Source organism: Pseudomonas sp. LSJ-87, assembly GCF_032971465.1.
GTDB lineage: Bacteria > Pseudomonadota > Gammaproteobacteria > Pseudomonadales > Pseudomonadaceae > Aquipseudomonas > Aquipseudomonas putida_Z.
Map to the genome: position 1 here is coordinate 36,836 of NZ_JAWJYQ010000043.1, position 12,071 is coordinate 48,906.

General features: G+C 64.6%; 11 protein-coding genes. 4 read left to right on the plus strand and 7 right to left on the minus strand.

Annotated features, from left to right (window positions below; all coding sequences use genetic code 11):
- Nucleotides 1–5: 5 nt before the first annotated feature.
- The gene (locus RYH74_RS21590; protein ID WP_085593180.1) at nt 6–1,073 is read right to left on the minus strand and encodes a DUF2066 domain-containing protein; all 1,068 of its coding nucleotides are present in this window, start codon (nt 1,071–1,073) and stop codon (nt 6–8) included.
- Nucleotides 1,074–1,413: 340 nt separating this feature from the next.
- Here RYH74_RS21590 and purM point away from each other — a divergent pair, with 340 nt between their 5' ends.
- The 4 genes from purM to RYH74_RS21610 all read left to right on the plus strand — a co-directional run bounded on the left by purM (nt 1,414) and on the right by RYH74_RS21610 (nt 4,333).
- The gene (purM, locus tag RYH74_RS21595; protein WP_013971366.1) at nt 1,414–2,472 is read left to right on the plus strand and encodes a phosphoribosylformylglycinamidine cyclo-ligase; all 1,059 of its coding nucleotides are present in this window, start codon (nt 1,414–1,416) and stop codon (nt 2,470–2,472) included.
- The gene (purN, locus tag RYH74_RS21600) at nt 2,472–3,125 is read left to right on the plus strand and encodes a phosphoribosylglycinamide formyltransferase (RefSeq protein WP_286101182.1); all 654 of its coding nucleotides are present in this window, start codon (nt 2,472–2,474) and stop codon (nt 3,123–3,125) included. The genes purM and purN overlap by 1 nt, the downstream gene beginning before the upstream one ends.
- Before the next feature lie 8 nt (nt 3,126–3,133).
- Nucleotides 3,134–3,844 (plus strand): DUF3108 domain-containing protein, encoded by a 711-nt coding sequence (locus tag RYH74_RS21605; protein ID WP_025338015.1) that lies wholly within the window; start codon nt 3,134–3,136, stop codon nt 3,842–3,844.
- A 306-nt stretch (nt 3,845–4,150) separates the two neighbouring features.
- Nucleotides 4,151–4,333, plus strand: a complete 183-nt coding sequence (locus RYH74_RS21610) for a hypothetical protein (RefSeq protein ID WP_075044007.1) — start codon at nt 4,151–4,153, stop codon at nt 4,331–4,333.
- 45 nt (nt 4,334–4,378) lie between these two features.
- On the opposite strand, the gene RYH74_RS21615 is transcribed toward RYH74_RS21610, so the two are convergent.
- The 6 genes from RYH74_RS21615 to RYH74_RS21640 form a co-directional block, all read right to left on the minus strand.
- Nucleotides 4,379–4,918 carry a DUF2058 domain-containing protein gene (locus RYH74_RS21615; RefSeq protein ID WP_025338014.1) on the minus strand — a complete coding sequence of 180 codons (540 nt, stop codon included), beginning with the start codon at nt 4,916–4,918 and terminating at the stop codon, nt 4,379–4,381.
- A gap of 26 nt (nt 4,919–4,944) precedes the next feature.
- The gene (mazG, locus tag RYH74_RS21620) at nt 4,945–5,778 is read right to left on the minus strand and encodes a nucleoside triphosphate pyrophosphohydrolase (RefSeq protein ID WP_025338013.1); all 834 of its coding nucleotides are present in this window, start codon (nt 5,776–5,778) and stop codon (nt 4,945–4,947) included.
- A gap of 145 nt (nt 5,779–5,923) precedes the next feature.
- On the minus strand, nt 5,924–8,164 hold the full coding sequence (relA, locus tag RYH74_RS21625; RefSeq protein ID WP_015269231.1) for a GTP diphosphokinase: 2,241 nt from the start codon (nt 8,162–8,164) through the stop codon (nt 5,924–5,926).
- 96 nt (nt 8,165–8,260) lie between these two features.
- Nucleotides 8,261–9,619 (minus strand): 23S rRNA (uracil(1939)-C(5))-methyltransferase RlmD, encoded by a 1,359-nt coding sequence (gene rlmD / locus RYH74_RS21630; RefSeq protein ID WP_061551293.1) that lies wholly within the window; start codon nt 9,617–9,619, stop codon nt 8,261–8,263.
- Nucleotides 9,620–10,519: a cysteine synthase CysM gene (gene cysM, locus RYH74_RS21635; RefSeq protein ID WP_317410106.1), complete on the minus strand. Its 900-nt coding sequence runs from the start codon at nt 10,517–10,519 to the stop codon at nt 9,620–9,622. It lies immediately after the preceding gene.
- Between the two features lie 159 nt (nt 10,520–10,678).
- Complete coding sequence (locus RYH74_RS21640) at nt 10,679–12,070, minus strand: sensor histidine kinase (protein ID WP_075044004.1); 1,392 nt, start codon at nt 12,068–12,070, stop codon at nt 10,679–10,681.
- Between the last annotated feature and the right edge of the window lies 1 nt (nt 12,071).

The following is a 12,071-nucleotide window of genomic DNA, read 5'->3' on the forward strand; positions in this document are numbered from 1 at the left end:
TCCCCTTACCAGCGAAAACGCAAACCGTCGAACGGCTTGGGTGCTGGCTGGGCCGGCACTGGTTGCCCAGCGCCGGCAGCGTCTGCCGGAGCTGGAGGGGGCTGCACAGCGGGCGCCTGCTCTACCGGTACTTCCTGCAGCTTGGCCAGGCCAAGCTGGGCGCGCAGCTGTTCGCGGTTGGCGGTCACGCCGTAGGTCAGGGTGCTGCCTTCGGCCATCTGCAGGCGCGGGCCAAAGGGTTCGAGCACGCGGGCCAGCTCGGCGTAGCGCTGCAGGTTCATCCCCTGCACTTGCACCTGCAACTGGCTGCTGGCGCCCGGGCGGGTGACGTAGCGCGGCGCCAGGCGGCTGCTGAGCGCCAGCATCACGGCGTCGGCCAGTGCTGCCGGGTCGGCACCTTCGGCAGTGCCTTGTTCACGCTGGTCACCCAGCCACAGCTGCCATTTGCCCTGCCACTTGCCGTCGGCTTCCCGGGCATGCACCGCCAGCAAGGCATCGGCGCCGTAGCGCCCTGAGGCTTCGCGCAGCGCCGCAGGGTCGCTGCCTTCGATCTGCTCGGCATTGGCCACCAGTTGCTCCTGCAGGTCGGCCAGCGGCAGGCGCAACGGCAGGCCACGGTGCTGCGCGGCGCGGCGCAGGGGTTGGGCACTGGCCTGGCCGTCACCGACCAGGTTGCTGCCTTCGGCACTGTCGTTCAGCCACCAGCCGAGGATCGAGGGGCGGTTGCTGCCCCACAAGGCCAGGCCGGCCTTGCGCAAGGCCCGTTCGGTACTGCCCGGGTCGAACTCGACCAGCACCGACTCGGGTGGCCCGGCTTCGCTGGCGACCTGGTTGATGATTTGCTGCGGGTCCTTGCGCAGCCCGGCCAATGCCGGGCTTTGCGCTGCCTTGGGGTCGCCGGTCAGGCGCGTTACCAGGGTATCGAGGGCCTGGGCGGTAGCCGCGGCACGGGCTTCGGCGCCCTGCCCGGATACCGGTTCGCGCACCTGGTACAGGCCGGAGACACTTTCAGCCTGGGCAGTGGCCGAGATCAGGGCCAGGCAACCGACTGCCAGAATATTGAAAAGACGCATGGAGGATTCCTGTCCAGAACACATGGAGCGACGTGGCGCTACCTGCAGGCTGTGACCGCCACGGGCAAGAAATGCTCCGTGGCACCGGGCATTTCTGCCTGCCACCTTTCCTATACCTTATACAGCCACCCGCGCGGCAACCAGTCGCGGCCCGTGAAAGGATGTTTTTTTAATGCTTTCGGCACCTGCCCGTCGGCCTGAGGATGGCCGCTGCCCGGCAACCCTGATAAAATCGCGCGCCTTCACAGACCACTGACGTTTCAGGCAGCCGCCGCTTACCAGCCGGCCTTGGCCGTCATGGTCGTTTTTAAGAATCCCTCCCTCCTAAAGGCCTGGATCAATGAGCAAGCAACCCTCCCTGAGCTACAAGGACGCCGGTGTAGACATCGACGCCGGCGAAGCACTGGTCGAACGCATCAAGGGCGTGGCAAAACGCACCGCACGCCCTGAAGTCATGGGTGGCCTGGGCGGCTTCGGCGCCCTCTGCGAGATCCCGGCCGGCTACAAGCAGCCGGTGCTGGTCTCCGGCACCGACGGCGTCGGCACCAAGCTGCGCCTGGCACTGAACCTGAACAAGCACGACAGCATCGGCCAGGACCTGGTCGCCATGTGCGTCAACGACCTGGTAGTGTGCGGCGCCGAGCCGCTGTTCTTCCTCGACTACTATGCCACCGGCAAACTGAACGTCGACGTGGCCGCCACCGTGGTCACCGGCATCGGTGCCGGTTGCGAACTGGCCGGCTGCTCGCTGGTCGGTGGTGAAACCGCCGAAATGCCTGGCATGTACGAAGGCGAAGACTACGACCTGGCCGGCTTCTGCGTCGGCGTGGTGGAAAAGGCCGAGATCATCGACGGCTCCAAGGTTGCCACCGGCGACGCACTGATCGCCCTGCCGTCCTCGGGCCCGCACTCCAACGGCTACTCGCTGATCCGCAAGATCCTCGAAGTGTCCGCCACCGACATCGAGAACACCCAGCTCGACGGCAAGCCACTGACCGACCTGCTGATGGCGCCGACCCGCATCTACGTCAAGCCGCTGCTGCAACTGATCAAGAACACCGGCGCGGTCAAGGCCATGGCCCACATCACCGGTGGCGGCCTGCTGGACAACATCCCGCGCGTACTGCCGGCCAACGCCCAGGCGGTCATCGACGTGGCCAGCTGGCAGCGCCCGGCGGTGTTCGACTTCCTGCAGGAAAAAGGCAACGTCGACGAGCATGAAATGCACCGCGTGCTGAACTGCGGCGTCGGCATGGTCATCTGCGTGGCCCAGGATCAGGTAGAAGCTGCCCTGAACGAACTGCGCGCCGCTGGCGAGCAGCCATGGGTGATCGGCCACATCGCCGAAGCCGCCGAGGGCGCTGCCCAGGTCGAGCTGCAGAACCTCAAGGCACACTGATGCCAAGCAAGACCTGCAATGTAGTGGTACTGCTGTCGGGCTCCGGCAGCAACCTGCAAGCCCTGATCGACAGCTGCCAAGGCCAGGACAGCCCGGTGCGCATCCGTGCGGTGGTTTCCAACCGCGCCGATGCCTACGGCCTGCAACGCGCCGCGGCGGCCGGCATCGACAGCGTCGTGCTCGAGCACACCCAGTTCGACGGCCGTGAAGCCTTCGATGCCGCGCTGATGGCGCGCATCGATGCTTTCACCCCGGACCTGGTGGTGCTGGCCGGTTTCATGCGCATCCTCAGTGGCGACTTCGTGCGCCACTACCAGGGCCGCCTGCTCAACATCCACCCGTCGCTGCTGCCCAAGTACAAGGGCCTGCATACCCACCGCCGGGCGCTGGAGGCAGGCGACGCCGAGCACGGCTGCAGCGTACACTTCGTGACTGAGGAACTCGATGGCGGCCCACTGGTCGTACAGGCTGTGGTTCCGGTGGCGTCTGACGACACCGTCGAAAGCCTGGCCCAGCGGGTACACCGCCAGGAACACCTGATCTACCCGCTGGCGGTGCGCTGGTTCGCCGAAGGGCGCTTGCGCCTTGGCGAACAGGGTGCATTACTGGATGGCCAGCCCCTGGCGGCCAGCGGTCACTTGATTCGATCCTAGGAGAATTTATGCGTCGCGCCCTGCTCTTGGCTCTCGCCGTGCTCGCCCTGCCCCTCCAGGCAGCTGATCTGAAGCCTTTTTCGGCCAGCTACACCGCAGACTGGAAGCAACTGCCCATGAGCGGCACCGCCGAGCGCAGCCTGGTCAAGAATGCCAACGGTACCTGGGACCTTAACTTCAAGGCTTCCATGATGATCGCCAGCCTGACCGAGCAAAGCACCCTGCGCCTGGACAACGACACCCTGCTGCCGCAGAAGTACCACTTCGAGCGTGGCGGCCTGGGCAAGGCCAAGAAGGTCGACCTGACCTTCGACTGGAACAGCAAGAAGGTCACCGGCAGCGACCGTGGCGATGCCATCAGCCTGCCGCTGAACCGTGGCGTGCTGGACAAGTCGTCCTACCAGCTGGCCCTGCAGCATGACGTGGCCGCCGGCAAGAAGAGCATGACCTACCAGGTGGTCGACGGTGACGAGATCGACACCTACGACTTCCGCGTGCTGGGCACCGAAAAGGTCACTACCAAGACCGGCCAGGTCGATGCGGTGAAGGTCGAGCGCGTGCGCGACCCAAGCCAGAGCAAGCGCATCACCGAGCTTTGGTTCGCCAAGAACTGGGACTACCTGCTGGTGCAACTGCGCCAGGTCGAGACCGATGGCAAGGAATACGTGATCGTGCTGCAGGATGGCACGGTCGATGGCAAGCCGGTGAAGGGCAACTGAGCCAGCGTTGCCTGCAGTACCCGAAGCCCCGCCTTGTGCGGGGCTTTTTTCTGCCTGACGTTTCTGGCCTGTCTGTACTGGCCCTATCGCCGGCAAGCCAGCTCCCACAGGGACCTCAGAGCCTGAGCCCTTGTGCAGTACCTGTGGGAGCTGGCTTGCCGGCGATAGGGCCAGCCCAGGCAATACACCTTTCAGCTTCCATGAAACTTGTTTCATGCCGGTTTTATTTACTTAGCCTGCTAACAAACTCTATAAAGAGGTTGTGCGACACAGTGTCGCAGCCAACTGAAGCAGTGGAGTTTAACGATGACAGTCCAAGTAACCGAACGCGACGAATCGAAAATGTCCCACGAAGCCCTGACCGCTGGTGTGCGGATCTGGGATGTGCACCAACAGGGCCAGCTGGTGGGGATGTTCCACAACGAACATGAAGCACACCAGTACCGTACAGAGCTGGAAAACCTGGAAAACCAGCGCGCCACGCAATGACCCATCTTCAAATGAAAAACCCCGCCAAGGCGGGGTTTTTCGTGGTTACCACATCAGATCATCAGGGATCTTGTAGGCCGCGTACGGGTCGTCCTCGTCCGCTTCCTCGACATGGGTATTCAGCAACAGGATACGGTTGGGGTCGCGCTCCTGGATCTTCACCGCCGCCTCACGAGGGATCACCTCGTAACCGCCGGCAAACGACACCACGGCCAGCGCGCCATTGCTCAGCTTGGTCCGCATCAGGGCATTGACGGCAATGCGCTTGACCTTCTTGTCGTCGACGAAGTTGTAGTAGTCCTCGGTGCTCAGCTTCGGCAGGCGAGTCGCTTCGATCAACTGCTTGATCTGCGCGGCGCGGGCCTTCTGCTCGGCTTTTTCCTGCTGCTGGCGGTTCAGCTCCTGGTCACGCTTGGCTTTCTCGGCCATGGCTTCCTTGGCCAAGCGCTGCTGGCTGTCGTCCACCTCGACCTGGCCTTTGTGCTCCAGGCGTTTCTGTTTCTTCTCGGCCTTGTTGGCCTGGGAAACCTGTTTCTGGTTGACCAGACCGGCTTTGAGCAGTTGGTCGCGAAGGGAAAGGCTCATGAATGTTCACTCACTTATGCAACAGCTCAGCCGCAGCTGGGCAGGTTCTTTTCCTGACGTTTGGCTTCACCCCAAAGGGCATCCAGTTCGTCAAGGTTACAATCTTCGATGGGTCGGCCACTGTCGCGCAATGCCTGTTCGATGAAGCGGAAACGCCGCTCGAACTTGCGATTGGCACGGCGCAGGGCGTGTTCCGGGTCATGCTTGAGGTGGCGGGCCAGGTTGACGGCGGCAAACAGCAGGTCGCCGATTTCATCCTCGAGCGCATCGGCATCGCCGTCGGCCATGGCCTGCAGCACTTCGTCCAGCTCTTCGCGGACCTTGTCCAGCACCGGCAATGCCGCAGGCCAGTCGAAACCGACCGTGGCCGCGCGCTTTTGCAGTTTGGCTGCCCGCGACAACGCCGGCAATGCCGCTGGTACGTCGTCGAGCAACGACAGCTGTTCGGGCTGGCTCTTTTCCGCCCGCTCTTCAGCCTTGATTTCTTCCCAGCGTGACTTGACCTGGGCCTCGCTCAGGCTGGGGGTGTCCACCGGCGCGTACAGCTCGCCGGTGGGGAATACATGCGGGTGACGGCGAATGAGCTTGCGGGTGATGCTGTCGACCACGCCGTCGAACTCGAAACGCCCTTCCTCGCGGGCCAGCTGGCTGTAGTAGACCACCTGGAACAGCAGGTCGCCCAGCTCACCTTGCAGGTGCTCGAAGTCGCCACGTTCGATGGTGTCGGCAACCTCGTAGGCCTCTTCGATGGTGTGCGGGACGATGCTCGCGTAGTTCTGCTTCAGGTCCCACGGGCAGCCGTACTGCGGGTCGCGCAGGCGGGCCATGAGGTGCAGCAGGTCTTCGAGGGTGTAGGTCATGGTCAGCTATTCCTCGGCGGGGGCTTTGCCCCCGATCGCCGGCAAGCCAGCTCCCACAGGTATTGCACAGGACTTGAGGCCTGCGGAGTACCTGTGGGAGCTGGCTTGCCGGCGATGGGCCGCATAGCGGCCCCAATCCAGTTTATCAAGGGGTGCGATTACGCCGCGTCTCGATGATATTCGGCAACTGCGAGATCCGACCCAGCAGGCGCCCCAGCGCATCCAGGCCTGGAATCTCGATGGTCAGCGACATCAGCGCAGTGTTGTCTTCCTTGTTCGAGCGGGTGTTCACCGCCAGCACGTTGATCTTCTCGTTCAGCAGCACTTGCGACACATCGCGCAGCAAGCCCGGGCGGTCGTAGGCACGGATGACGATGTCGACCGGGTAGGTCTGCACCGGGATCGGCCCCCAGCTGACCTGGATCATGCGCTCCGGCTCCTTGCCCGCCAACTGCAGCACCGAGGCGCAGTCCTGGCGGTGGATGCTCACGCCGCGGCCCTGGGTGATGTAGCCGACGATGGCGTCACCCGGCAGCGGCTGGCAGCAGCCAGCCATCTGCGTCAGCAGGTTGCCGACGCCCTGGATCTGGATGTCGCCACGCTTGCCGGTACGCGGCCCGGTAGGTTTGCGCGGTACCAGTTCGATCTGCTCGATGCGCTCGGGCTCCAGCAACTGCTGGGCGGCGTTGACCAGGTGCGCCAGGCGCAGGTCGCCAGCACCGAGCGAGGCGAACATGTCCTCGGCGGTCTTGACGTTGGTCTTCTCGGCCAGGCGCTCAAAATCCACCTGCGGCAGGCCCAGGCGGCTGAGCTCGCGTTCGAGCAAGGTCTTGCCGGCAGCGACGTTCTGGTCGCGCGCCTGCAGCTTGAACCAGTGCACGATCTTGGCCCGCGCCCGCGAGGTGGTGACGTAGCCCAGGTTGGAGTTCAACCAGTCACGGCTGGGGTTGCCATGCTTGCTGGTGATGATCTCGACCTGCTCGCCGGTCTGCAGGCTGTAGTTGAGCGGCACGATGCGCCCGTTGATCTTGGCGCCGCGGCAGTTGTGGCCGATTTCGGTGTGCACGCGGTAGGCGAAGTCCAGCGGCGTGGCACCCTTTGGCAAGTCGATGGCGTGGCCGTCCGGGGTGAACACGTAGACCCGGTCCGGCTCGATGTCGACCCGCAGCTGCTCGGCCAGGCCACCGATGTCGCCCAACTCTTCGTGCCACTCCAGCACCTGGCGCAGCCAGGAGATCTTCTCTTCGTAATGGTTGGAGCTGGACTTGACGTCGGTGCCTTTGTAACGCCAGTGGGCGCAAACCCCAAGCTCGGCTTCCTCGTGCATGCCGTGGGTACGGATCTGCACTTCCAGCACCTTGCCCTCGGGGCCGATCACCGCGGTGTGCAGCGAGCGATAGCCGTTCTCCTTAGGGTTGGCGATGTAGTCGTCGAACTCCTTGGGGATATGCCGCCACAGGGTGTGCACGATGCCCAGCGCGGTGTAGCAGTCGCGGATTTCCGGCACCAGCACGCGGACCGCGCGCACGTCGTAGATCTGGCTGAATTCCAGGCCTTTGCGCTGCATCTTGCGCCAGATCGAATAGATATGTTTCGCCCGGCCGCTGATGTCGGCCTTGACGCCAGTGGCCAGCAGCTCGTTCTGCAACTGGTTCATCACCTCGCTGATGAAGCGCTCGCGGTCCAGCCGGCGCTCGTGCAGCAGCTTGGCAATCTGTTTGTACTGGTCGGGTTCGAGGTAGCGGAAGGACAGGTCTTCCAGCTCCCACTTGATGTGGCCGATACCCAGGCGGTGGGCCAGCGGCGCATAGATGTCGAACACCTCGCGCGCGACACGCAGGCGTTTCTCGTCGTCGGCGGCCTTGACCGCACGGATCGCGCAGGTACGCTCGGCCAGCTTGATCAGTGCCACGCGCACGTCGTCGACCATGGCCACGAGCATCTTGCGCAGGTTCTCGACCTGCGCCTGCGAACCCAGCACCAGCGATTGGCGCGGGCTAAGGCTGGCGCTGATCGCAGCCATGCGCAGCACACCGTCGATCAGCTTGGACACCACCGGGCCAAAGCGCTGGCTGACCTCGGCAAGGGTCACCTTGCCCTCACGCACCGAGCGGTAGATGACCGCCGCCACCAGGGAATCCTGGTCGAGCTTGAGGTCGGCGAGGATTTCGGCAATCTCCAGGCCTGCCTGGAAGCTGGACGTACCGTCCGCCCAGGAATGCTTGGCCGGGTTGCCCTTTTTCTCGACCTCATGGGCAAACTCGCAGGCCTCTTTCAGCGCTGCGCGATCCAGTGCCGAATCGACGCTTACCACATGGTCCAACCATGCTTCGAGATTGATACTGCCGTCGGTGTTGACCGGCTGGTGCACTCTCACCTGTACCATCTTTGTTTTACCTTTCCATACAGCGCACCACGCGGGTGCGCTGGCAATCACCGTGCGGCCACCCTTCCGTGAAAGCCGCACCAAGGGGCCAGTCAGCTAGCCCGCTTCGAATAACGCCATGGCCTCGACATGCGCCGTCTGAGGAAACATGTCGAGAATCCCGGCCCTTTTTAACCGGTACCCCTGGCCGACCAGCACCTGGGCGTCTCGCGCCAGCGTGGCCGGGTTGCACGATACATAGACCAGCCTTCTGGCCTTGAGGCGGGCGATGCCTTGCACCACCTCGAAAGCACCGTCGCGCGGTGGATCCAAGAGTACCGCAGAAAAGCCCTCGGCGGCCCATCCGGCGCCTGCCAAAGGCTGCGATAAATCGGCCTGAAAAAACCGTGCGTTATGCACATTGTTGTTTCGGGCATTGGCTGCAGCCCGATCGACCATGGCCTGCACACCTTCCACTGCAACCACCTCGCGCGCCTGGCGGGCCAGCGGCAGGGCGAAGTTGCCCAGGCCGCAGAACAGGTCCAGCACGCGCTCGTCGGCCTGGGGTGCCAGCCAGGCCAGGGCCTGCTCGATCATCGCCGTGTTGACCTGGGCATTCACCTGCACAAAGTCACCTGGGCGCCAGGCCAGTTCCAGCTGCCAGGGCGCCAAGGCAAAGCCCAGTTGCGCGGCCGGGTCCACTGGCGCCGGCTCACCTTCGCCCTGCAGCCACAGCTGGGCATTGGCCTGCTCGCAGAACGCCTGCAGCCTGGCCAGGTCTTCAGCCGGCAACGGCGCGACATGGCGCACCAGCAGCGCCTCGGCAGTGCCGCTGAACAGTTCCACATGGCCCAGCGCCTGCGGCTTGCTCAGCGAGCGCAGCACGGTCGGCAAGTGGCGCAGAATCGATTGCAAGGGCTGTACCAGCACCGCGCAATCGTCGATGGCGATGATGTCCTGGCTGGCTTCGGCGCGGAAGCCGACCTCCAGCTGGCGCGCCTTGGCGTCCCAGCGCACTGCCACGCGGGCGCGGCGCCGGTAACCGAACTCCGGCCCGCTCAGCGGTGCGGCCCATTCCTCGGGCTGCACGCCGGCCACCCGCTGCAGCTGCTCGGCCAGGGTGCGCTGCTTGAGCGCCAGTTGCGCTTCATGCGGCAGGTGCTGCAGGTTGCAGCCACCGCAGCGCTCGTAATACCGGCATGGTGCCTGACGGCGCTCGGGGCTGGCCTGCAGCAGGCGCTCAAGGCGGGCCTCGACCACTTTGCCACGGGCATTGAGCACCCGCGCCTCCACGGCCTCGCCGGCCAGGGCGCCACTGACGAACCAGGTGCGCCCTTCGTGGAACGCAATGCCCCGGCCGTCACCGGCCAGGCGCTCGATTTCCAGGCGCTGCTTCTTGCCCACCGGGACCTGGGGGCTGCGGTTGCCGCCGGCCGGCTGGAAGCGCAGGCCGCTGTTGCTTTTCTTCTTGGACATTTAGCTCGGGTCGAACAGGCCGGTGGACAGGTAACGGTCGCCGCGGTCGCAGATGATCGCGACCATCGTGGCATTTTCCACCTCGCGGGACAGGCGCAGCATGGCCGCGACTGCACCACCGGAAGACACGCCGCAGAAAATGCCCTCTTCACGGGCAAGGCGGCGGGTGGTTTCCTCGGCTTCCTGCTGCGACATGTCGACCACGCGGTCGACGCGGCTGGCGTCGAAGATTTTCGGCAGGTATTCCTCGGGCCAGCGGCGGATGCCCGGAATGGCCGAGCCTTCCATTGGTTGCAGGCCGACGATCTGCACCGCCGGATTCTGTTCCTTGAGGTACTGCGAGCAGCCCATGATGGTGCCGGTGGTACCCATGGAGCTGATGAAATGAGTGATGGTGCCCCGGGTCTGCTGCCAGATCTCGGGGCCGGTGCTGTTGTAGTGGGCGATGGGGTTGTCGCCGTTGGCGAACTGGTCCAGCACCAGGCCGCGGCCTTCGGCCTGCAGCTTCTCGGCCAGGTCACGGGCGCCTTCCATGCCCTCTTCCTTGGTCACCAGGATCAGCTCGGCGCCGTAGGCGGTCATGGCGGCCTTGCGCTCGGCGGTGGAGTTGTCGGGCATGATCAGGATCATCTTGTAGCCCTTGATCGCCGCAGCCATCGCCAGGGCGATGCCGGTGTTGCCGGAGGTGGCTTCGATCAGGGTGTCGCCGGGTTTGATCTGGCCGCGCAGTTCGGCGCGGGTGATCATCGACAGTGCCGGGCGGTCCTTCACCGAGCCGGCGGGATTGTTACCTTCGAGCTTGAGCAGGAGGGTGTTGCTGGTTTCGCCAGCGATACGCTGCAGGCGAACCAGGGGCGTATTGCCGACGCAATCGGCGATGGTTGGGTACTGCAAGGTCATGGCGTATTTCACAATCCGGACGGCAGGGGTGCCTATCATACCGGCAAACCCTTCCCGGCCATATCACGCAATCTGTGGTGAATATAGCTACAAGCTATATCGATAGCCTGTACCGGCCCTTTCGCGGGTGAACCCGCTCCCACAGGGACTCCACTGGCCTCAAGAGTAGTGATGAACCTGTGGGAGCGGGTTCACCCGCGAAGGGGCCGGCACATGTAACGGCAATCTCATCCACAACCGCAGCCCGCGTTTGCCATTCTGCGCCCACAAGGTGCCACCCTGGCGCTGGATGGCACTGCGGGCAATGCTCAGCCCCAGGCCGAAACCGCCATCCCCGGGCCGCGAACCGTCCAGCCGCGAGAACGGTGCAAAGATCCGCTCCAGGTCTTCTTCAGCCACGCCTCCCCCTTCGTCTTCCAGCCACAACCACCAATACCCGCCTTCACGCTGCCCGCCGAGGCGCACCACACCATCGGCTGGCGAATGACGAATGGCATTGCGCAACAGGTTCTCCAGCGCCTGGGCCAGGTGGTTCAGGTTGCCCTGCACCCAGCAGTCGGCCGGTACTTCGCAGCGCAGCCGCGCCAGCGACCAGCCGCTTTCATAGCTGGCATTCTCGGCCAGCAGCTCCCACAGCGCCTGCACCTCGATCGGCTCCAGGTTCATCGGCGCACGCTCGGCGTCCTGCCAGGCCAGTTGCAGGGTGTCCTCGACCAGCTGCTGCATGCAGTCCACCTCCCGTGTCAGGCGTTCACGCAGGCGCTGCAGGTCGGTTTCGCCATCGCAGGCCACCCGCAGCCGGCTGAGTGGCGTACGCATTTCGTGGGACAGGTCACGCAGCAACTGCTGCTGCATGGCTACCGTGCCCTGCAGCCGCTCGGCCATCTGGTCGAAGGCCCGGGCCAGTTCGCCCAACTCGTCATGCCGGGCGATGGTGCGTGGGTCGAGGCGAGCCGACAACTGGTCGGCGCGCCAGGCATTGGCCTGCTCGCGCAACTGGTTCAACGGCACGATCAGCATGCGGTAAAGCCCCACGCACAACAGCAGGGTGAACAGGCCGGGGATGATGCCGTTGGTGACGATGCGCCACAGCATCCGATACTGCCCGGGGTTGAAGCGCTGCGGCAGTTCGATCACCAGCAGGCCCTGCTCCGGAGCACCCGGGAACGGTATGCGCAGCCACGGCTGCTCGACGCTGCGCCGACTCATCGGCCAGTCGACACCGCGCAGGCGGGTCAGCCGCTGCATGATCTGCGGGTCGAGGCTGGCGCTGTCCAGCGGCCGCAGGTTGAGGTCGAGCACGCCAACCCAGCCGCGTTCGCGCTGGTGCATCGCCGCCACCCAACGGTCCAGCCCTGCCCGCCCACCACTGCGCCAGGCCTGCTCGGCCTCGGCAGCATAGCCACGCAAGGCCTGCCGCGCCGGTTCCGAGAGGAAGGCGTTCTGGGTTTCCATGTGCCGGCCCCAGGTGTAGCTGAGGCCGATCATCAGCAGGCAGAAGCCCACCAGCAGGATCGCCAGTTTCCAGAACAGCGAGTGGCGGTCGAGCATG